Annotated in this window: 17 protein-coding genes; 7 read left to right on the top strand and 10 right to left on the bottom strand. The window is 58.9% G+C overall.

Annotated elements, in window-relative coordinates:
- Nucleotides 1-4: 4 nt before the first annotated feature.
- Together ACP15U_RS13275 and ACP15U_RS13270 are read right to left on the bottom strand one after the other, a co-directional pair.
- Entirely contained in the window at nucleotides 5-397 is a 393-nt protein-coding gene (locus ACP15U_RS13275) for a cytidine deaminase (RefSeq protein WP_425045628.1), read from the bottom strand.
- 194 nt (nucleotides 398-591) lie between these two features.
- Nucleotides 592-1,677 carry a cupin domain-containing protein gene (locus ACP15U_RS13270; RefSeq protein ID WP_425045627.1) on the bottom strand — a complete coding sequence of 362 codons (1,086 nt, stop codon included), beginning with the start codon at nucleotides 1,675-1,677 and terminating at the stop codon, nucleotides 592-594.
- A 148-nt stretch (nucleotides 1,678-1,825) separates the two neighbouring features.
- On the opposite strand from ACP15U_RS13270, the gene ACP15U_RS13265 reads away from it, so the two are divergent.
- The 3 genes from ACP15U_RS13265 (at nucleotide 1,826) to ACP15U_RS13255 (ending at nucleotide 7,873) form a co-directional block, all read left to right on the top strand.
- Nucleotides 1,826-4,099, top strand: a complete 2,274-nt coding sequence (locus ACP15U_RS13265) for an NADP-dependent malic enzyme (protein WP_425045626.1) — start codon at nucleotides 1,826-1,828, stop codon at nucleotides 4,097-4,099.
- Between the two features lie 270 nt (nucleotides 4,100-4,369).
- On the top strand, nucleotides 4,370-6,259 hold the full coding sequence (prpE, locus tag ACP15U_RS13260; protein ID WP_425045625.1) for a propionate-CoA ligase PrpE: 1,890 nt from the start codon (nucleotides 4,370-4,372) through the stop codon (nucleotides 6,257-6,259).
- A gap of 183 nt (nucleotides 6,260-6,442) precedes the next feature.
- Entirely contained in the window at nucleotides 6,443-7,873 is a 1,431-nt protein-coding gene (locus ACP15U_RS13255) for an amidase family protein (protein WP_425045624.1), read from the top strand.
- Nucleotides 7,874-8,152: 279 nt separating this feature from the next.
- On the opposite strand, the gene ACP15U_RS13250 is transcribed toward ACP15U_RS13255, so the two are convergent.
- The gene (locus ACP15U_RS13250) at nucleotides 8,153-8,914 is read right to left on the bottom strand and encodes an NAD kinase (RefSeq protein WP_425045623.1); all 762 of its coding nucleotides are present in this window, start codon (nucleotides 8,912-8,914) and stop codon (nucleotides 8,153-8,155) included.
- 168 nt (nucleotides 8,915-9,082) lie between these two features.
- Here ACP15U_RS13250 and glyA point away from each other — a divergent pair, with 168 nt between their 5' ends.
- On the top strand, nucleotides 9,083-10,378 hold the full coding sequence (glyA, locus tag ACP15U_RS13245; protein ID WP_425045622.1) for a serine hydroxymethyltransferase: 1,296 nt from the start codon (nucleotides 9,083-9,085) through the stop codon (nucleotides 10,376-10,378).
- Between the two features lie 71 nt (nucleotides 10,379-10,449).
- Here glyA and ACP15U_RS13240 read toward each other — a convergent pair whose 3' ends face one another.
- A complete protein-coding gene (locus ACP15U_RS13240; RefSeq protein WP_425045621.1) occupies nucleotides 10,450-10,824 on the bottom strand; it encodes a hypothetical protein in 375 nt (124 codons plus the stop codon).
- Nucleotides 10,825-10,929: 105 nt separating this feature from the next.
- On the opposite strand from ACP15U_RS13240, the gene ACP15U_RS13235 reads away from it, so the two are divergent.
- Nucleotides 10,930-11,688 (top strand): alpha/beta fold hydrolase, encoded by a 759-nt coding sequence (locus ACP15U_RS13235; RefSeq protein ID WP_425045620.1) that lies wholly within the window; start codon nucleotides 10,930-10,932, stop codon nucleotides 11,686-11,688.
- Between the two features lie 9 nt (nucleotides 11,689-11,697).
- Here the strand turns inward: ACP15U_RS13235 and ACP15U_RS13230 are convergent, their stop codons facing one another.
- The 4 genes from ACP15U_RS13230 to ACP15U_RS13215 form a co-directional block, all read right to left on the bottom strand.
- Nucleotides 11,698-11,889 carry a hypothetical protein gene (locus ACP15U_RS13230; protein ID WP_425045619.1) on the bottom strand — a complete coding sequence of 64 codons (192 nt, stop codon included), beginning with the start codon at nucleotides 11,887-11,889 and terminating at the stop codon, nucleotides 11,698-11,700.
- Between the two features lie 103 nt (nucleotides 11,890-11,992).
- Nucleotides 11,993-12,385, bottom strand: a complete 393-nt coding sequence (locus tag ACP15U_RS13225; protein ID WP_425045618.1) for a rhodanese-like domain-containing protein — start codon at nucleotides 12,383-12,385, stop codon at nucleotides 11,993-11,995.
- Between the two features lie 100 nt (nucleotides 12,386-12,485).
- Nucleotides 12,486-13,064 (bottom strand): tetratricopeptide repeat protein, encoded by a 579-nt coding sequence (locus ACP15U_RS13220; protein WP_425045617.1) that lies wholly within the window; start codon nucleotides 13,062-13,064, stop codon nucleotides 12,486-12,488.
- A gap of 31 nt (nucleotides 13,065-13,095) precedes the next feature.
- Nucleotides 13,096-13,578 carry an Lrp/AsnC family transcriptional regulator gene (locus ACP15U_RS13215; RefSeq protein ID WP_425045616.1) on the bottom strand — a complete coding sequence of 161 codons (483 nt, stop codon included), beginning with the start codon at nucleotides 13,576-13,578 and terminating at the stop codon, nucleotides 13,096-13,098.
- 124 nt (nucleotides 13,579-13,702) lie between these two features.
- On the opposite strand from ACP15U_RS13215, the gene putA reads away from it, so the two are divergent.
- Both putA and ACP15U_RS13205 read left to right on the top strand, forming a co-directional pair.
- Entirely contained in the window at nucleotides 13,703-17,101 is a 3,399-nt protein-coding gene (gene putA, locus ACP15U_RS13210; RefSeq protein WP_425045615.1) for a bifunctional proline dehydrogenase/L-glutamate gamma-semialdehyde dehydrogenase PutA, read from the top strand.
- 377 nt (nucleotides 17,102-17,478) lie between these two features.
- The gene (locus ACP15U_RS13205) at nucleotides 17,479-18,258 is read left to right on the top strand and encodes a rhomboid family intramembrane serine protease (protein ID WP_425045787.1); all 780 of its coding nucleotides are present in this window, start codon (nucleotides 17,479-17,481) and stop codon (nucleotides 18,256-18,258) included.
- Between the two features lie 68 nt (nucleotides 18,259-18,326).
- Here the strand turns inward: ACP15U_RS13205 and ACP15U_RS13200 are convergent, their stop codons facing one another.
- Together ACP15U_RS13200 and ACP15U_RS13195 are read right to left on the bottom strand one after the other, a co-directional pair.
- Nucleotides 18,327-19,112 carry an inositol monophosphatase family protein gene (locus ACP15U_RS13200; protein ID WP_425045786.1) on the bottom strand — a complete coding sequence of 262 codons (786 nt, stop codon included), beginning with the start codon at nucleotides 19,110-19,112 and terminating at the stop codon, nucleotides 18,327-18,329.
- 181 nt (nucleotides 19,113-19,293) lie between these two features.
- Complete coding sequence (locus tag ACP15U_RS13195) at nucleotides 19,294-20,199, bottom strand: LysR family transcriptional regulator (RefSeq protein ID WP_425045614.1); 906 nt, start codon at nucleotides 20,197-20,199, stop codon at nucleotides 19,294-19,296.
- Between the last annotated feature and the right edge of the window lie 70 nt (nucleotides 20,200-20,269).

Genomic DNA, 20,269 nt, shown 5'->3' with positions numbered 1-20,269 from the left:
TGCCTCAGTTGCCCGTCATGTGGCCGGCACCAAAGGCACCGGGCAGAAGTTCGTTGATGGTCATCGCTGTCTCTGCCCCATCCGTCGTGGCCATGGTCACCCGAACATCGCCTGCGCCAAACTCCGCCAGCTTTTGCCTGCAACCGCCACAGGGTGTGACCGGTTGCGGCCCGGCCGCGACCACGTAGACTTCGGTGAGGCGGGTCTCACCGGCCGCCACCATTGCCGCAATCGCCCCTGCCTCGGCGCAGGTTCCTTCGGGCGAAGCGATGTTTTCCACGTTGCAACCCGCGTAGACGGTTCCCGAGGCAGCCCTCACTGCGGCACCGACCTTGAACCGGGAATAGGGTGCATGCGCGTTCTCGCGAACTTCGAGGGCGACATTCTTGAGGCTCATGGCGATTCCCTTTTTTGATCATCTGGTCAGAACTCAATACCCTATCCGACCTCCGGGTGGGAGATGTAGATCACTATGGCGACCGAATGCCGGTATCATTTCTAGACGAATTGCCTCCCCTTGTTGAAACGGTACCTGACCGGTTCCGGACAGCACCGCTTGCGCCCTACGGCCCGGTTCCATCGAATCGGATCTCATCCCAAGCTGGTTTTGAAGTATCCGGGCAATGCGACCTCCAGAAGCTCCACCTCATCTGACGGATTGCTCAGCCGTGTGCGCATTCCCGGCGGAACGACAAAAGCATCGCCCTGCTCCAAGTCACGCGGCAGCTGCCCCTCGCCCTCAAGCCTGACACGGCCGTTCATGACAAATGTGAAATGAATATCGGCATCATGGGCCGCCCACTGTGGTGCGCCATTGCCCCGGCGAACAACCTGAACACCAGCAACACCCGAGGTGTTCTCGGCGATTGTCGTATCCCGGCAGGCAAAGCCTGGCACGCGGAACGGCTGCCAATCCGCGCACTTGGCAAGATTGTGCACGAACTTCTGGCCATCCCACTCCCGATCGGGCCGAAGATGCGGTGTAGGCAGTTCCATATCGTGGTCGATTTCCGTGACATGTTCGGCGGGAACACCGATCTCAATGACCTGCAGATCGTCACTGGCTTCGAGAACACGATGGCGAATTTCAGGAGGCTGGATGAAACAATCGCCCGGGGTCAGGCGCAACCGGTCGCCCTGATCCTCATAGAGCACATCGACCCAGCCGTTGATGCAGAAAATCAACTGAAACCCGACTTTGTGGAAATGCACCATGTCCGGAACCGGCCCGCCGTCAGGTATCCTTATGTGCGAGGCTATGATCGATCCGCCCAACCGCGACGGCACCAGATCCCGGTACTGCATGCCCGCGCGCCCGATCACCCACGGCGCCTGATCCTTGAGCCTTCGAACGACAAAGGCATGCTCTGTTACCGGCAAATCCAGCGGTGGATTGCGCTCCTCGATCTCGACGCGGGTGCCGTTTGGGGCAATCAGAACGCGTTCTCCATTTGCAAAATCATCCGGAGCATCAGTCAGGATTCGAATAGTGCCGGGGGATTCAGCGGCCCCCCTTTCGACGCGCAGGCGCAGTCCGTGCCCCGAAAAGACCGCCACTCTGGGATCATCTGCCGGATAGATCATGTCCATCCGCATCCCCAATGTATTCGTGTAAAAGGGAATGTCATCGCGCAATTCCTGTGTAGGCAGGCGCATTTCTGCTATTGAGTCGCTCACGATTGTCCTCCGGGTTGCGGACGAAACACTGGCCGTGCTCACACTGGTTTGCAAGCCACAGCAATGGCCGAAATGCCGACCCAAAAGACGCATTCCCCTGCGCTCAAGAATAGTTTAACGCTAAACCAAATTTCCCGGAGTTGCCCACATGTCCGAAAACCAGAACCTCCGCCAAGCTGCCCTGCATTACCATGAGCATCCGAAACCCGGAAAGCTCGAGGTCAAAGCGACCAAACCGATGGCGAATGGCCGTGATCTCGCCCGAGCCTATTCGCCCGGCGTGGCCGAAGCGTGCATCGAGATCAAGGAAGACGCGGCAAATGCCGAACGCTACACGGCACGCGGCAACCTTGTGGCCGTGGTGACAAACGGTTCTGCGGTGTTGGGATTGGGTAATATCGGAGCACTCGCCTCAAAGCCGGTGATGGAAGGCAAAGCCGTTCTGTTCAAGAAATTCGCCAACATCGACTGTTTTGACATCGAGTTGAACGAACCCGACCCGGAGAAGCTGGCTGACATCGTTTGTGCGCTGGAACCGACATTCGGAGCCATCAACCTCGAGGACATCAAGGCACCCGATTGTTTCATCGTCGAGAAGCTCTGCCGGGAACGCATGAACATCCCGGTCTTTCACGACGACCAGCACGGTACCGCCATCGTGGTCGGAGCAGCAGCCAAGAACGCGCTACACGTGGCCGGAAAATCTTTTGAGGACATCAAGATCGTTTCGACCGGAGGCGGCGCGGCCGGGATCGCCTGCCTCAACATGCTTCTGAAGCTCGGCGTCAAACGGGAAAACGTCTGGCTGTGCGATGTTCACGGGCTTGTTTACGAAGGTCGGACCGAGGATATGAACCCGCAGAAAGCAGCCTATGCCCAAAAGACCGACCTGCGCACGCTGGGCGAAGTGATCGAGGGTGCGGACCTGTTTCTCGGACTTTCCGGCCCCAATGTTCTGAAGCCAGAGATGGCCGCAAAGATGGCCAGCCGCCCGATTATTTTCGCCTTGGCGAATCCGGTTCCGGAAATCCTGCCAGACGAGGCCCGCAAGGTGGCACCGGATGCCATCATCGCCACCGGGCGCAGCGATTTCCCGAACCAGGTTAACAACGTGCTGTGTTTTCCGTTTATCTTCCGGGGCGCGCTGGATGCCGGTGCGACAGAGATCAACGACGCAATGCAGATCGCTTGTGTTGACGGTATTGCCGAGCTGGCCCGCGCCACCACCAGCGCCGAGGCCGCCGCCGCATATCAGGGCGAGCAGATGACCTTCGGTGCCGACTACCTGATCCCGAAACCTTTTGATCCGCGCCTTGTCGGCGTCGTTTCATCTTCGGTCGCACAGGCCGCCATGGAGAGCGGGGTCGCCAAAACTCCAATTGCGGATCTGGAGGCCTATAAAGAAAAGCTGAACCAGACAGTATTCAAATCAGCCCTCCTTATGCGTCCGGTGTTCGAGGCTGCCCGAGCCGCATCCCGCCGTATCGTGTTTGCCGAAGGCGAAGAGGAACGCGTACTGCGGGCCGCGCAGGCAATTCTCGAAGAAACCACGGAAACCCCAATTCTGATTGGACGTCCCGAGGTTATCGAAAGCCGATGCGAGCGCATGGGACTGGGAATCCGCCCGGGGCGGGATTTTCAGCTCGTGAACCCGGAAAACGATCCACGCTATTATGATTACTGGAACAGTTACTACGACATCATGCAAAGGCGCGGGGTCACGCCGGATCTGGCCAAGGCAATCATGCGAACCAACACCACAGCCATTGGTGCGATCATGGTGCATCGCAACGAGGCCGACAGCCTGATTTGCGGCACTTTCGGAGAGTATCGGTGGCATCTAAACTATGTAACTCAGGTGTTGGGCTCATCGACACTCAGCCCACATGGCGGCTTGTCGCTGATGATCCTGGAAGATGGGCCGCTGTTCATCGCCGACACGCATGTGCATCAACTCCCGACGCCTGAGGAGATTGCGCGCATTGCCATTGGTGCAGCCCGGCATGTGCGCCGCTTCGGACTGGAACCGCGTATCGCTCTGTGCTCTCAGTCGCAGTTCGGCAATCAGAAAGAAGGCGCCGGGAAACGCCTGCGCGCCGCGCTTGCCATACTGGATAGTGCACCACGGGATTTCGTCTATGAAGGCGAAATGCCGGTGGATACTGCGTTGGACCCGGCTCTGCGCGACCGGATTTTCCCTAGCTCCAGACTGCAGGGCGAGGCCAATGTGCTCGTTTTTGCTCACGCCGATGCCGCAAGCGCAGTGCGCAACATCCTGAAAATGCGCGCCGGAGGGCTCGAGGTTGGCCCCATCTTGATGGGAATGGGCAACAGGGCGCACATCGTTTCGCCGTCGATCACCGCTCGCGGGCTTCTGAACATGGCCGCGATTGCCGGAACCCCGGTCGCCCATTACGGTTGATCGAATGTCCATGCACAACTGCGCCGGACAATCCGAATCTCCGGCGCAAGCCGCTTGCCGAATTTGCACCCGTTGAGTTTGCAGATTTGCAGAAATCAGTCAGTTTCGCCGAGAATTATTCCGAAGTTGGCGGTTTGCAAATTTTGCAGAGCCGATTTCGTCGATTCTGCAAATTTTTTGCGATAATCTGACGCTGGATTGCGCTGCGGGCTTGCCCGATGCCTGACCCGCATCCTAACACCTGTTTCAACCTATTCGGAGGAGGATGGCATGTCTTACAAAGACGTCTACGAAGGTTGGAAAAACGATCCCGAGGGCTTCTGGATGGGAGCGGCCAAAGCGATCGACTGGGTCCAGCCGCCCAGCAAGGCGCTGTTTGACGAGGCGGCCCCCCTTTACGAGTGGTTTTCGGATGCCCGCGTCAACACCTGCTACAACGCAGTTGACCGGCATGTCGAACAAGGACGTGGCGAACAGACCGCTATCATCTACGACAGCCCGATCACCCATACCAAGCGCGAGATCTCCTATGTCGAACTGCGCAACCGAGTTGCAAACCTGGCCGGTGCGCTGCGCGCCAAGGGCATCGACAAAGGCGACCGGGTGATCATCTACATGCCGATGATCCCCGAAGCGCTCGAAGCCATGCTGGCCTGCGCCCGTCTCGGAGCCATCCACTCGGTCGTTTTCGGCGGGTTCGCCGCCAATGAACTGGCCGTGCGTATCGACGATGCGAAACCCAAGGCGATCATTGCCGCGTCTTGCGGGTTAGAGCCAGGTCGCGTGGTGCACTACAAGCCGTTGCTGGACGGTGCCATTGACCAGGCCACTCACAAGCCGGAATTCTGCGTGATCTTCCAACGCGAACAAGAGGTCGCCGAACTGATCGAAGGCCGGGACTTCAACTGGCACGGGTTCCAGTATGGCGTCGAACCTGCGGAATGTGTCCCGGTCGAAGGCAACCACCCTGCTTACATCCTGTACACTTCTGGCACCACCGGGGCCCCCAAGGGCGTCATCCGCCACACGGCCGGTCAGCTTGTGGCGCTGAACTGGACAATGAAGAACCTCTACAATGTGGACCCCGGTGACGTGTTCTGGGCCGCCTCGGACGTGGGCTGGGTCGTGGGGCATTCCTACATCTGCTACGCGCCACTGATCCACGGCAACACCACCATCGTGTTCGAAGGCAAGCCTGTGGGCACACCGGATGCGGGCACGTTCTGGCGCGTGATCTCGGAACACAATGTCAAGAGTTTCTTCACCGCCCCGACCGCCTTTCGTGCCGTCAAACGCGAAGACCCGACAGGCGAGCTTGTCAAGAAATATAATCTGAATTGTCTCAAGCAGGTCTACCTTGCCGGCGAACGCGCCGACCCGGATACCATTGTCTGGGCCCAGGATCAGCTAAAGGTGCCTGTGGTCGACCACTGGTGGCAAACAGAAACAGGCTGGGCAATCGCGTCCAACCCGCTGGGCATCGAAGAGCTGCCGACCAAGCTGGGCTCGCCGACCGTGCCGATGCCGGGTTACGATGTCACCATTCTTGATGACGCCGGGCACCCTGTTGCGCCCGGAACGCTGGGTGCGATCGCGATTAAACTGCCGCTGCCGCCCGGCACCCTGCCAAACCTATGGAACGCCGAAGAGCGATATCAGAAGTCCTACCTCAATACCTTTCCCGGATACTACGAGACCGGCGATGCGGGAATGATGGACGAGGACGGGTATGTCTACATCATGGCGCGCACCGATGACGTGATCAACGTTGCCGGCCACCGCCTGTCCACCGGCGCAATGGAAGAAGTGCTTGCCGCGCACCCTGATGTAGCCGAATGCGCTGTGATTGGCGTCACGGACCAGCTCAAAGGGCAGATGCCCGTCGGATTTTTGTGCCTGAATGCCGGCACAAGCCGCGAACACTCCGATATCGTCACCGAAGTGGTCAAGCTGGTGCGCGAGAAAATTGGTCCCGTTGCGGCTTTCAAGCTGGCTGTTGTCGTAGATCGACTGCCCAAGACCCGATCCGGCAAGATCCTGCGCGGCACCATGGTTTCAATTGCCGACGGCAAGTCGTTCAAGATGCCCGCCACCATCGACGACCCGGCGATCCTTGACGAGATCACCGAAGCATTGAAAACCATCGGTTACGCAGCATAGGACAACACCCATTGGCCTCCCCTTGTTTGGCTCCTGCCTAAAGGGGAGGCACAGCGCCACATAGCTCCGGAACCTGTGCGCGGCCATTGGCAAACATCAGAACACCCGGCATCGCCACGGCGTATCCGAATGAACCTTGCGTGTGGACCCGATCCGCCTAATCTACACGCAGGGAGATTTTTCATGTCATCAAGCGACCTATGGCGGCTGAGCGCCACCGATCTGACCACCCGTACCAAATCCGGTGAGATCACCGCGAGAGATGCTGTTTCATCTGCGCTCGACCGAATGAATTCGGTCAATCCTGAACTGAATGCGGTGGTCGAAGATCTGGGGGCCGAGGCTCTGGCCCGGGCCGACGCCCTGGATCGGGCCCGCGATGATGGCGAAAGCACCGGCCCGCTGCACGGTGTTCCCGTAACGATAAAGATCAACGTGGATCAGAAAGGTCATGCCACTTCGAACGGTGTTCCGGCACTAAAGGACTTGATAGCCCCCGATGATGCACCCCTTGTGGCCAATCTGCAGAGCGCCGGAGCAGTCGTCATCGGGCGGACGAACACACCTGAATTTTCCTTTAGAGCCGATACCGACAACCCCCTTCACGGAAGAACTTTCAATCCGTGGGGGCGCCACATTTCTCCCGGCGGGTCTTCGGGTGGCGCCGGGTCGGCCGTGATGGCTGGAATCGGGGCACTGGCACACGGCAACGACATCGGAGGTTCGCTCCGCTTCCCGGCGGCCGCCAATGGCGCGGTCACGGTCAAGCCCGGTCTTGGCCGTGTTCCCGCGTGGAACCCCAGCCAGAAAGCAGAGCGCGGGATGCTTGCGCAGGCCATGTCGGTTCAGGGCCTGATCACCCGAACGGCCGCCGATCTGCATCTTGCAATGCCGACCATGATCGCCCCGGACCCGCGCGATCCGTTTCACGTGCCGCTACCGTGGCGAGGCGATCATCCGAATGGACCGGTCAAGGTTGCATTCACTAAAAACACCTTTGAATATGACCTCCACCCCGAGGTCGATGCTGCGCTGGACGCGGCAAGGGACGCCCTGACGGATGCCGGTTACGACCTGCACGAAGTCGAACCACCGAACGTGTATGAATGCGGGCGCGCCGGTTACCGGGCGCTGATGGGTGAAGTCTGGACCTTGATGAAACAGGACATCGAGGCTTATGGATCAGACACAATCCGCGCGGTGTTCGATGGCTATTTCCGCGAATTCCCGCCATTTCTCGAGAAGGACCTACTGGAGATGATGGCCAAGCGCAGCCACTACGCGCGGGAATGGTCCCTGTTTCTGTCCAAATACCCATTGGTGCTAACACCCTTCCTGCCGCGCCCCTTCTTTGGCCCCGACCGCGATACCGAAGGGTCGAACGGCATACACGAGGCTCTGGGCTCGGCTGTTTATTCCTATTCCATGAATTTCATCGGCCAGCCTGCGGGCTGCATCCCGACCCGGCTTGCCGATCTTCCGAACGGCCCTCAACCGGTTTCGGTGCAATTGGTTGGGCCGCGGTGGCGCGAGGATCTGATTGTCGATGCAATGCAAGCCATTGAAGATCGTGTTGGCACGATGTGTCTTCCACTCTGGGATCGCATGGGCTGAGCGCAACAAAAAAGCGGCGGATACAGGCCACTCCCTGCATCCGCCGTTGCACAAAAAGCAAATCGTTAAGTTAACACCTCGGAAGAAATCATGAGAACTCTAGCTGCTAACACCAGCAAGATCAGTGTGCACGACCCTTTCAAGGGATGCTGTGAATTAGTTCACACAAAGGAAAACACACGCTTAATCCGATGAGATGCCATCTCGGCAAATACTTCGAATTTGCTGCACCCCAACACGAGCCGATTGGTGATCCGCCGGGCCGGAGGTCCTGACAGCTCAGGTAAACTGCTCTGAAATCAAACGTTCCTCCAATCCGTGACCGGGATCGAACAGAATTCTGTGCTCGATTTCTGGATCCGAACGGATTTCGACCCAATCAATGTCCGTGATCGATATGGAATCCGCATCCGCCATGACTGGCCGCTTATCGGGATCAACAACGTCAAACCGCACACGCGCCGTTTTGGGCAGCAATGCACCGCGCCAGCGCCGGGGACGGAACGCGGCAATAGCTGTCAGAGCAAGAACATCCGAACCAATCGGAAGAATTGGACCATGCGCCGAATAGTTGTACGCCGTTGACCCGGCCGGGGTGGACAGCAGCGCCCCGTCGCAGACCAGCTCTGCCAGTCGAAGCCGGCCATCCACGGTGATCTTCAGCTTGGCGGCCTGTGGACCGGCCCGCAGCAGCGACACCTCGTTGATGGCCAGCGCCTTGTGCATTCGCCCCGATCGATCCATCGCTGTCATGGCAAGCGGGTTGATGACTTCTTCTTCGGCAGCAGCCAGGCGGTCAAGCAGGTCGGTCTCGCTGTATTCGTTCATCAGAAACCCGATGGTTCCCCTGTTCATGCCGTAGACCGGGGCCGGAAGGTTCTGCATGGCATGTAGGGTACGCAGCATGTAGCCATCACCGCCCAGGGCCACGATAACCTCTGCCTGTTCCGGCGGGACATCCCCATACCGCCCGATCAGTGCAGCACGCGCAGTTTGCGCGACCGGTGCATCGCTAGCTAGAAACGCGATTTTCTGGCTCATGAACTTGGGTTTCCGGTATTGAACATTCGGTTCCGAAAGAAGCACACCTTGGCGACATAGGCCAGACTTGACGCCGCAGAAGGCCATTTCGTCGCTTTAAAGCCTTTTTCCCAACGTCTGTTTCAAATAGGAACGCGCCAAGCCAATTCCTCTTTCTGCGGAGCTCCCATGAACATGCCCCCACGTGACGACGGTTTCTTCACTGAATCTCTTTCCTCTCGCGACGCCGATATCTTTGGCGCCATCAGATCGGAGCTCGGACGTCAGCGCGACGAAATCGAGCTGATCGCCTCGGAAAACATCGTATCTGCTGCCGTGATGGAAGCACAGGGATCGGTGATGACCAACAAATACGCCGAAGGATATCCGGGCCGCCGGTATTATGGCGGTTGCGAGTTCGTGGATATTGCGGAGAGCCTCGCCATCGAACGGGCCAAGACCTTGTTCGGCTGCGACTACGCCAACGTGCAGCCGCATTCCGGAAGCCAGGCGAACCAGGGCGTGTTTCAGTCGCTGATCAAACCCGGTGACACCATTTTGGGGATGAGCCTCGATGCCGGTGGCCACCTGACGCACGGAGCCAAGCCGAACCAGTCGGGCAAATGGTTCAATGCCGTTCAGTACGGTGTTCGCCAGCAAGATAACCAGTTGGACTATGATCAGGTCGAAGCACTCGCCACTGAGCATAACCCCAAGCTGATCATTGCGGGCGGTTCGGCCATTCCCCGGCAGATCGATTTCGCCCGGATGCGTGAGATCGCCGACAAGGTCGGCGCCTATTTGCTGGTCGACATGGCGCATTTTGCCGGTCTGGTTGCCGCAGGCGAACACCCGTCGCCGTTCCCCCACGCCCATGTCGCGACCACCACGACACATAAGACACTGCGCGGGCCGCGCGGTGGCATGATCCTGACCAATGACGAATCCATCGCCAAAAAGGTCAACTCGGCCATCTTCCCCGGCATTCAGGGTGGCCCGCTCATGCACGTGATCGCAGCGAAGGCTGTGGCCTTCGGTGAGGCGCTTCGTCCCGAGTTCAAAACCTACATCAAGCAGGTTGTTTCCAACGCACAGGCCCTATCCGAACAGCTTATCAAAGGCGGCCTCGACACTGTGACCCACGGAACCGACACGCATGTAGTTCTTGTCGACCTGCGCCCCAAAGGCGTCAAGGGCAATGCTACCGAAGCGGCGCTGGGCCGCGCGCATATCACCTGCAACAAGAATGGCGTGCCCTTTGACCCGGAAAAGCCGACCATCACTTCGGGGATCCGGCTTGGATCGCCTGCCGGCACCACCCGGGGCTTTGGCGAATCCGAATTCCGCCAGATCGCTGATTGGATCATTGAGGTCGTCGATGGGCTGGCAGCCAACGGTGAAGAGGGTAACGCGACGGTTGAAGAGAAGGTGAGGGCCGAAGTGGGTGAGCTTTGCGCGCGCTTCCCGCTCTACCCCAATCTGTAACAAACCCGCATCCTGCAGATTAGCGGCCCCGTTTTCGGGGCCGTTTTTTGTGCCGCCTGAGGCCGGTCATATCAGATAAAGCCGCGCCAGCGCAGCACGATCAGCAATACCGCTATGAAGGCGAGAATGTTGAAAGCCATGCCACCGAGCATTCCCAGCCACCACCCCTTGCGCCTGTCGGCGAGATCAATGGTCTCAAGATGTGCGCTCACTTCACGGGCAGCCTTGTGCAGGCCCGGCGTATCAACTGTCAGTCGCAGCTTCGGATGCCCCGCTACAGCTTCGGCCTTAGCCAGCTTCTGTCCCTGCCGGTAAATTCTGCGCGGCAGGCGGTGACGGGCCTTCTTCAGCGCCGCGGCAAGGGTTACCCCGTTGCTACCCAGTTTCTCGCGCAAAAGTCCGGAAACTTGCGCGATATCAGATTGGATGATGTCAGCCTGAGCCATGGTCAGCCTTCACTTTTTACCTTGGCACCCTACCGTGTCCGGCAATTGCCCACAACACGGCAGGAAGGGGCTGGTCGCCCGAGTTCGCAAAGGGTATCACAGCCCATGCTGAACACGATCATCCATGGCAGCCCGGGCGCTGCGCCGCCACTCCTCATTGTTCACGGCCTCTATGGATCGGGACGGAATTGGGGCGTCATCGCCAAGCGCCTGTCGGATCGGGGCCAGGTGATCGCTGTCGACATGCGAAACCACGGCCAAAGCCCGTGGAACCCGGTGCATGACTACCCGTCAATGGCCGATGATCTTGCCGAGGTAATCAACGCTCATGGCGGAAACGCGGACGTCGTTGGTCATTCCATGGGCGGCAAGGCATCGATCCTGCTGGCGCTGCGACACGGGGAAATGATCAACAAGCTCGTAGTGGCCGATATAGCGCCCGTTGCCTATAGCCACGATCAGACCCAGTTTATCGAAGCCATGAATTCAGTCGATCTGGACCATGTGGTGCGCCGTTCAGATGCCGAAGCGCAACTTGCGGCCAAAGGGGTGGACAAGTCCCTTCAGAGTTTCTTTACCCAATCGCTCGACCTGCCGAACAAGCGCTGGCGACTGAACCTTGACGTACTGCGAGCCGAGATGCCCAAGATCATCGGCTTTCCGGACGTAGATGGGCAATGGGACGGCTCTGCCCTGTTTCTGTCGGGGTCGCTGTCGGATTACGTGCTCCCCGAGCATCGCGACCGCATCCGCAGCTTGTTCCCTCGCGCACGCTTTGCCAAAATCCCGCGAGCAGGCCATTGGCTGCACGCAGAACGACCGCGCGAGTTCGAAGCTTCGGTACGGGCCTTCCTGAATGCCTAAGCGCAGCCGTCAGACGGAGCGATCGTCATAGAGCTTGCGAGCAAGCAGCCATGACACCGGAGCCGCCACGACAAACCCTGCCGCGGCAGCCGCCAGCAGCGAAGACAGACTCGAGAGACCCGCGACCAGAGCGACAACGACGGCTGTCCCGGCCAGAGTGGTCGAGATCAGAGAATAAATCATGGATGCAAGCCGCAGCATGTTCTGCTCCCGTCGGGGTTCGTCGCTGACGTCAGCGTCGCACCACAGACAAATCCACATTTGAAAATGTCCGGCATTGACCTCGATCAAAGCTGGCAGGTTCTTACATCCCCGGGTCAACTGGCTCGATCATGTCCCCGCCGGCCTTACGCCATTCATCTAGACCGCCCATGTTGTAGACCGTCTGATAGCCCATGTCCTTGAGCAGCTTACCCGCCAGCGCCGCGCGCCCGCCGGAGGCGCAATGCAGCACGATCGTTCGATCCGATTGCAGCTCGGGGTCGTGAAACGGCGTGTTTGCGTCAGCTCGGAATTCAAGCATCCCCCGCGGGATATGATGAGATGCGGCCGCCCGGCCCGCTTTCTCCAATTCTGGCGCATCGCGGATATCCAACAGCAGGGCGCCGTTTGCCACCAGCTCCTGCGCTTGGGCGCCGTCTATCCGTTCGACCACCGCATTGGCAGCCTCCATCATGTCCTTGACTGTCAGTGCCATAGGGCCTCCTGCATTGAGTTTCCCGAAAGTGTTAACATGCCATTATTGGAAGAAGTAGGGCCGTATTGCGACCGCGTTCATCGGGAAGAGCCGCCTGCGGTCAAAGTTCCTGTCCCGGGATGTTCAGAACACCACCGGGTGCCGCAAGATGTCGCTCTGGCAGCCATGGATTGAGCTGTAGGGCATCGTCCAGAGTTGTCCGCGCCTCATCGATCCGGTCCAGCGCCAAAAGGGACAGCGCCCGGCCGCTCATGGCGGCAATATGGTTTGGAGACAGCTCGAGAGCACGGTCCAGATCTACCAGCGCCGTGGCAAAATCTTCACGCAGAAAATTCACGAACGCCCTTTGATTGTAGCCTTCGGCATAATTCGGACAGTAGCCAACCAGAGCATCGAAATCCTCCAGCGCTCCCAGCAGATCCCACGCCGCCCGCTTGGTCATGCCGCGTTTCAGAATTTCTTGCGCTTGTTCGTTCGGCGCATCGGCCCAGAATTCCCACATCTTGTTGGCGATCCGGCGCGCTTCCAATTCCGTGTCGGCTTGCTTAACTTCAGCGATCAACAGATCCAGTCCTTCGGTATGGTCTGGTGCCGGTGGGCAGGTCTCGGCTGTCGCTGCGCAGGTCACAGACACTGCCAGCGCTGTCGCAAATATCAGAGTCGGAATTCGTGGCGTCATACCATTTATGCTGACACCTTTGCTGCACGGGTCAATTCACGTTTTCGAGCGGACCCAGCGCCCCGGTTTCCTTGACAGCCTGCATGGCGACAAAGGTTTTTGTTGATGCCACATGCGGAAGTGTCGAAATTTTCTCTGCCAGAACAGCGCGGTAATCCGCCATCGAGCGCGTTCTAACTTTCATCAGATAGTCGAAATTGCCAGCGATCATGTGGACTTGTTCGATTTCCGCGATCCGGGAAACGGCTGCATTGAACGCGCCCAGCGCGGACTCACGCGTATCGGAAAGGCGAACTTCGACAAAAGCGACATGATCCAGTCGGAGCCGGATCGGATCGACCATTGCACGGTATCCTGTAATGATCCCTTCGGCTTCCAGCCGCTTGAGCCGCGCCTGCGTCGGAGACTTTGACAAACCAATTCGACGCGCAAGGTCTGCGATGGATATCCGTCCGTCTTCGGCAAGAACAGCCAGAATCGCCTGGTCGAATCTATCAAGCCCCGGAAAGTCCATTCGATCACATCCTCGCCAAAATTAAGTCTGATTGACTTTAAGGTAGCAAATATTCGGGCGATTGTCCCGCCTCGCAAACGCTATGCTGGCCAAAACGTTCAACACTTTGGATTGCGAGAGCCTGATGACCAACGATCTACGTCACCGGATTGATGTCGGCACCTATGCCGATACTGACGCCGTTCTTGCTGAACTGATTGCACAGGCGCAACTCACCGAAGGTGAGCGCCAGGCGATCTGCCAGTCCGCTGCTGATCTCGTGCGCGATATCCGCTCAAGCTCAGCGCCGGGCATGATGGAGGTTTTTCTTGCCGAATATGGCCTCTCGACCGACGAAGGCATCGCACTGATGTGTCTGGCCGAAGCGCTGCTGCGGGTGCCGGATGCCGACACGATCGACGCTCTGATCGAAGATAAGATTGCCCCGTCGGACTGGGGGCGGCACCTGGGACAAAGCTCGTCCCCGCTGGTCAACGCCTCAACCTGGGCCTTGATGCTGACCGGAAAGGTTTTGGAGGACAGCACAAGCCCAGTGGGGGCTTTGCGCGGGGCGATCAAACGTCTGGGCGAGCCGGTCATCCGAACGGCGGTGTCCCGCGCCATGAAAGAGATGGGTCGTCAGTTCGTCTTGGGCGAAACCATTGCCTCGGCCATGGGTCGGGCCAGCGCCATGGAAGATAAGGGATACACCTACTCCTATGACATGCTGGGCGAAGCCGCACGAACCGACTCCGACGCGGCCCGTTACCATCTTGCTTATTCCAAAGCCATTTCTGCCATTGCCGAAGCCTGTTCAAGCGAAGATATCCGAGCCAACCCCGGAATTTCGGTAAAGCTCTCCGCACTGCATCCCCGGTACGAAGTGGCTCAGGAGCAGCGGGTCATGGACGAGCTTGTTCCCCGTCTCGAGGCCTTGGCATTGCTCGCAAAGGCGGCAGGAATGGGTCTGAACGTTGATGCGGAAGAAGCTGATCGGCTGTCGCTATCACTACAGGTGATCGAAACAGTCATGGCCAACCCTGCGCTCAAGGGCTGGGATGGCTTTGGCGTCGTGGTGCAAGCTTATGGCCCACGTGCCGGGCAGGTTATTGATGCGCTCTACGAGATGGCCACACGTTACGATCGCAAGCTGATGGTGCGACTGGTCAAAGGGGCCTATTGGGATACCGAAGTCAAACGCGCGCAGGTTGAAGGGGTTGACGGATTCCCGGTGTTCACCCGCAAGGCTGCCACAGATGTCTCCTACATCGCCAATGCGCGCAAATTGCTGAACATGACCGACCGGGTTTATCCCCAGTTTGCCACTCACAACGCGCATACTGTCAGTGCAATCCTTCACATGGCCGGCGATGCGCCTTTCGAGTTTCAGAGACTTCATGGCATGGGCGAAACTTTGCATGATCTTGTCCGCATTCGGAATCGGTCACGCTGCCGGATCTACGCCCCGGTCGGGGCTCATCGTGACCTGTTGGCCTATCTTGTCCGTCGGCTGCTGGAAAATGGGGCGAACAGTTCGTTCGTCAATCAGATCGTTGACGAGGACGTGCCGCCCGAAGTGGTTGCCGCCGACCCTTTTGAGGCACTTGTCCACGCGGCGCGCCCTCTTGTTTCCGGGCCGGAGTTGTTTGCTCCGGAACGGATTAACTCCAAAGGCTTTGATCTGACCCACACGCCCACCCTTGCGGCAATCGAAATGGCGCGCGGACCGTTTGTCTCCCACCAGTGGCGCGCTGCGCCGCTGACCGCCGAAGAGGCCTCTCCAGAGGCTGATGAGGCGGTTTCTAACCCGGCGAACCCCGCCGATCGGCCGGGAATCGTTGCTCCGGCCAGCGCCAGCGATGTGGAGCAGGCGCTGGCAGCTGCCAGCACGTGGTCAGCGCCAGCATCGGAGCGTGCCGAGATCCTCAACCGCGCCGCTGATCTCTACGAAGCCAGTTTCGGAGAGCTGTTCGCCCTTCTTTCGCGAGAAGCAGGAAAAACGCTCCCCGATTGCGTGGCCGAGTTGCGCGAAGCGGTAGACTTTCTGCGATATTACGCGGCCCGCATCCCCGAGGCAAAACCGGCAGGCATATTCACCTGCATCAGCCCGTGGAACTTTCCACTGGCAATCTTCTCGGGTCAGATCGCTGCCGCGCTGGCAACTGGAAACGCTGTTCTGGCAAAGCCGGCACCACAGACACCGCTGATTGCACACCGCGCAGTACAATTGCTGCATGAATCCGGCGTGCCTCGCGAGGCATTGCAACTTCTTCCCGGCGGGCCAGCGGTCGGAGCGGCGCTGACCTCGGATTCGCGCGTGTCCGGTGTTGCATTCACTGGCTCGACGGACACAGCCCGGAAGATCCGCTCTGTCATGGCCGAGCACCTCCGTCCCGGCGCCCCGCTGATCGCAGAAACCGGCGGCCTGAACGCAATGATCGTCGATTCCACCGCGTTGCCCGAGCAGGCTGTTCAATCCATCATAGAGAGCGCCTTCCAATCTGCCGGGCAAAGATGCTCCGCCCTGCGATGTCTTTATGTTCAGGAAGACATCGCCGATGATTTTCTGACGATGCTCAAGGGCGCCATGGAGGCATTGCGGCCCGGAGATCCGTGGCATCTCTCGACCGATCTTGGCCCGGTCATCGACAGCGCCGCCCGTGACGGGATTGCAGGCCATGTCGACAAGGCGCGCAGCGAGGGACGCATCCTCAAGGAAATCGAAATCCCGGAACACGGCACCTTTGTAGCCCCAACTCTGATCGAGCTCCCCGGCATATCCGCGCTCAAACAGGAAATATTCGGACCGGTGCTGCACGTTGCCCGTTTCCGGTCCGAGGATCTGGACAGGATCATTGATGCGATCAATGCCACGGGATATGGGCTGACCTTTGGCCTGCACACACGTATCGACGATCGCGTGCAGCATGTGACCGATGCCGTCGAAGCCGGCAATATCTATGTCAATCGCAACCAGATCGGAGCCATTGTCGGTTCGCAACCTTTTGGTGGCGAAGGATTATCAGGCACCGGCCCGAAGGCAGGCGGGCCGAACTACATGGCCCGGTTCTGCGCCCCAGACAGGCAGTTTACCCAAGGCGAATGGAAAACAGTCATGAACGAGCTGCCCGCACCATCTGGCAGGGCAGCCTCGGTGCAGACGTCTTCACTGCCCGGACCGACCGGCGAATCCAACCGCCTCAGTACGCGTGCCCGATCGCCGCTGCTCTGCCTTGGTCCGGGGCCAGAGGCAGTGGCAATCCAAGCCGAAGCGGTAGCAAAGCTAGGAGGCACGGCGATCCGGGCAACCGGCGCACTTGATCTGCATCGGCTTGAGCACGTGCAGGGAATTTCAGGGGTTCTCTGGTGGGGGGATGACGATACCGCGCGCAGGATCGAACAACACCTGTCACGTCGGGATGGCCCAATTCTGCCGATGATGCCGGGGGTGCCTGACCTAACCCGCGTACGCAGCGAGCGTCATGTCTGTGTCGACACAACCGCCGCCGGGGGAAATGCCGCCTTGTTGGGGGGCATGAGCTGACGCGCTCATGCACTCCCGCTTGGAGATAACGCCGGCGCCCATTCTATGCGGCAGATCAGACAGAGCTCTTTCAAGGCGACCTCTCGGCTTTTTTCGCTTCGGCTGGAAACACAGTCGCCGATAGCTAAACGCCGGCATCTCATGGGCAGCATTGTTTTCTTGCCCCAATGCCCAGTGCTTGTCGCCGGGCAATGCGCGCACCCGCCATGATCGACGTCAGGTGGGCTGGACTCCCGGCCGCTGTCCACGCCTCGACCAAACTTGTGTTGCCGGTTGATCGAAGCCAATTGTTACTGGATAAAGGTGAACATCAAGGTGGCTTGATCCGGCAGACAACCAATTAAGCACCTGAAAACACTGACTCTACGAGGCTCACCATTTTTCCGATACGCGATCACAATCCGTCCGGCCGCACTCCGTACGTTGTCTATGTTCTGATGGCAGCCAACATTCTGGTTTTTGTCAGCTATTGGGGGATGATGGACAACCCTCAGCTGATTAATAAGTTATTCTCGGAATACGCAATGATCCCGGCCCGCATCACAGACGGTGGCGGATTTGAAACCGTTTTGAGCTCGATGTTCCTGCACGGCGGCATCATGCATCTGGCAGGTAACATGCTGTTCTTGTGGATATTCGGAGATAATCTCGAAGACGAGATGGGACATCTGCTGTTTCTCGCCTTTTACCTTGCAAGCGGCATTGGCGCAGGCCTGATCCATATCATCTCGTCGCCCTATTCGGTGGTGCCCACCGTCGGAGCTTCGGGTGCCATTGCAGGCGTGATGGGCGGCTACCTCCTGCTGTTTCCCAAGGCACGGGTCGACATCCTGCTTATCCTGATCGTGTATTTCCGGGTCTTTTCAATCCCCGCATTCGTGATGCTGGGCGTCTGGCTAGGCATGCAGTTTCTGGGCAGCCTGAGCTCGGATCCGGATCAGGGTGGCGTCGCGTACTGGGCACATACGGGTGGCTTTCTCGTTGGCCTCGTCCTGACTTTGCCGCTCTGGTTGCGGCGCGGAGGGCCGGCGTTCTGGACCCGCACAGAGGGGCACCCTCCGCATCCGGAACCAGACTATCGTTTTTCGGCGACGCGCATACCGAGAGCCGGGCGCAGCACCTACCGCAAGCCGCCCGGGAAACCCCCGCGGCGTTGATCAAAGCCTATGCAAAAGACTGGACTGGCGGGGCGCAGAAACAGGTCATGGGGTCGTCGGCGGAATGGTCAGCCCCGGATCACCTTGGCAAAATTGTCAAAGATTGGCTCGTTGGCGCAGATCACTTCGCCGTCTGACAGCAGGTCGCCCGCTGGATCCAGCGGTTGCACAAGCCCCCCTGCCTCGCGCACCAGAATGATCCCGGCGGCAATATCCCATGAATTCAGACGACGCTCCCAATAGCCTTCATATCGGCCCGCCGCCACATAGGCCATGTCGAGCGCAGCCGATCCCCAGCGCCGGATACCAGCAACCGCAGGGCTGATCCGTGCCAGATCCTGCAGAACGACCGGCAGGTCGGTACGACCACCAAATGGCAGACCCGTGGCGAATACAGATTCGATCATTCGGGATCGCCCCGAGACCCGGATTCGCCTGTCATTCATCCAGGCGCCAGCCCCTTTTTCGGCATAGAACATCTCGTCCTTGGCGGCGTCAAACACCACGCCCGCGACGACCTGCCCTTTGTGCTCCAAGGCAATCGAAACGGCCCAATGCGGCAACCCGTGCAGGAAATTCGTGGTGCCGTCCAGCGGGTCGACAATCCAACGCCGGGTCGGATCCTCTCCATCTTCTCCGCCACTCTCCTCGCCCAGCCAGCCATAGCTTGGGCGAGCGGTTCGCAGTTCTTCCTTGAGTATGTCTTCGGCAGAAATATCGGCTTTCGACACGAAGTCTCCAGCACCCTTGGTCGAAACCTGAAGGTTCTCCACCTCGCGGAAATCCTTGACCAGCGACCGACCCGCTTTGCGCGCGGCTTTGATCATGATGTTTAGATTTGCACTGCCAATCATATCCGGAAGCTCCTGTTCGGTCAGAACGCGCGTATAATTGCCACATCGCCCCTTGCCAAGAGGCAAGCCGCGCATAGCTGCTCTTCGCCCTCCGCCTTGGCTGGCATCAAGGCCTGAACGGATCGTGTATGGGTCTGGCCGAAAGGCCGAAACGGCATTTCCGAATTGCAGAGGAACAGGGCTAGGCCGCCTGAAGCTTGCGCGCCTCGGACCGGGCCAGCTTTATTAGTTCCTGAACAAATGGCTTTTCAAGGTCTTCGGTCCGAACCGCAGCAAAAAGTCGCCGCGTGACGCCATCCCTGGTAAGCGGACGGGTCACATAGTCCGAGCTGTATTTTACCTCGCGCACCACCCAGTCGGGGAGCACCGCCACGCCCCGGTTTGATGCGACGAGAAGAAGGATCACCGCCGTCAGCTCAACTTGCCGAATAGCTCCGGGTTCGACTTTCGCCGGGATCAGCAACTGGCTGAAGATATCCAGCCGCGTGCGCTCGACCGGGTAGGTGATCAGGGTTTGACCTCGGAAATCTTCGGCTTCGACATATGATTTCTCGGCCAGGGGATGTGAAGCGGAAGCGACAAAAACAGGTGCATAGTCAAAGAGTTCAACAAATTCGATGCCCGGAAGATCTTCGGGGTCCGAAGACACTACGAGATCGACTTCTTCTTTTTTCAGCGCGGGCAAAGCGTCGAAGGCGAGCCCCGGCTTGATGTCCACATCCACGTCGGGCCAGTTCTTGCGAAAGGATTCGAGCACTGGGAACAGCCATTCGAAACAGGCGTGGCATTCGATTGCAATGTGCATTCGGCCGGTACGCCCGTCACGCAACGAAGAGAATTCTGCCTGCATCGCCTCTACCTGCGGCAAGATCTGTTCCGCAAGCCGGAGCAATCTCAGGCCCGCCGGCGACAGTTTCATCGGCTTTGACCGGCGCACGAACAATTCAACCCCGGCCTGATCCTCCAGTCCCTTGATCTGATGGCTCAGTGCCGACTGGGTGATGTTCAGTTGGTCTGCCGCCCGTGCAAGCCCCCCACAGTCATGAATGGCCTTGATGGTTCTTAGATGGCGGAACTCGATGTGCATCCTGAGGTCTGACTCATGTTGTTCTTGAGTATTATGAAGTTGTCTCACAATGCTGCACGTGCGACAAGAG

The sequence above is a fragment of the Primorskyibacter sp. S87 genome (assembly GCF_049801055.1).
Taxonomy (GTDB): domain Bacteria; phylum Pseudomonadota; class Alphaproteobacteria; order Rhodobacterales; family Rhodobacteraceae; genus JBNAGF01.
Note: the sequence above shows the minus strand (reverse complement) of the source record. Positions and strands in the feature narration are given on the sequence as shown.

What these genes read in the sequence shown, in the direction of transcription:
- ACP15U_RS13240 (WP_425045621.1), bottom strand. Translation starts at nt 10,824, where the DNA reads ATGGCTCAGGCTGACATCATCCAATCTGATATCGCGCAAGTTTCCGGA.
- ACP15U_RS13200 (WP_425045786.1), bottom strand. Translation starts at nt 19,112, where the DNA reads ATGATTGGCAGTGCAAATCTAAACATCATGATCAAAGCCGCGCGCAAA.
- ACP15U_RS13215 (WP_425045616.1), bottom strand. Translation starts at nt 13,578, where the DNA reads ATGGACTTTCCGGGGCTTGATAGATTCGACCAGGCGATTCTGGCTGTT.
- ACP15U_RS13235 (WP_425045620.1), top strand. Translation starts at nt 10,930, where the DNA reads ATGCTGAACACGATCATCCATGGCAGCCCGGGCGCTGCGCCGCCACTC.
- ACP15U_RS13250 (WP_425045623.1), bottom strand. Translation starts at nt 8,914, where the DNA reads ATGAGCCAGAAAATCGCGTTTCTAGCTAGCGATGCACCGGTCGCGCAA.
- prpE (WP_425045625.1), top strand. Translation starts at nt 4,370, where the DNA reads ATGTCTTACAAAGACGTCTACGAAGGTTGGAAAAACGATCCCGAGGGC.
- ACP15U_RS13275 (WP_425045628.1), bottom strand. Translation starts at nt 397, where the DNA reads ATGAGCCTCAAGAATGTCGCCCTCGAAGTTCGCGAGAACGCGCATGCA.
- ACP15U_RS13255 (WP_425045624.1), top strand. Translation starts at nt 6,443, where the DNA reads ATGTCATCAAGCGACCTATGGCGGCTGAGCGCCACCGATCTGACCACC.
- ACP15U_RS13265 (WP_425045626.1), top strand. Translation starts at nt 1,826, where the DNA reads ATGTCCGAAAACCAGAACCTCCGCCAAGCTGCCCTGCATTACCATGAG.
- glyA (WP_425045622.1), top strand. Translation starts at nt 9,083, where the DNA reads ATGAACATGCCCCCACGTGACGACGGTTTCTTCACTGAATCTCTTTCC.
- ACP15U_RS13225 (WP_425045618.1), bottom strand. Translation starts at nt 12,385, where the DNA reads ATGGCACTGACAGTCAAGGACATGATGGAGGCTGCCAATGCGGTGGTC.
- putA (WP_425045615.1), top strand. Translation starts at nt 13,703, where the DNA reads ATGACCAACGATCTACGTCACCGGATTGATGTCGGCACCTATGCCGAT.
- ACP15U_RS13230 (WP_425045619.1), bottom strand. Translation starts at nt 11,889, where the DNA reads ATGCTGCGGCTTGCATCCATGATTTATTCTCTGATCTCGACCACTCTG.
- ACP15U_RS13195 (WP_425045614.1), bottom strand. Translation starts at nt 20,199, where the DNA reads ATGCACATCGAGTTCCGCCATCTAAGAACCATCAAGGCCATTCATGAC.
- ACP15U_RS13220 (WP_425045617.1), bottom strand. Translation starts at nt 13,064, where the DNA reads ATGACGCCACGAATTCCGACTCTGATATTTGCGACAGCGCTGGCAGTG.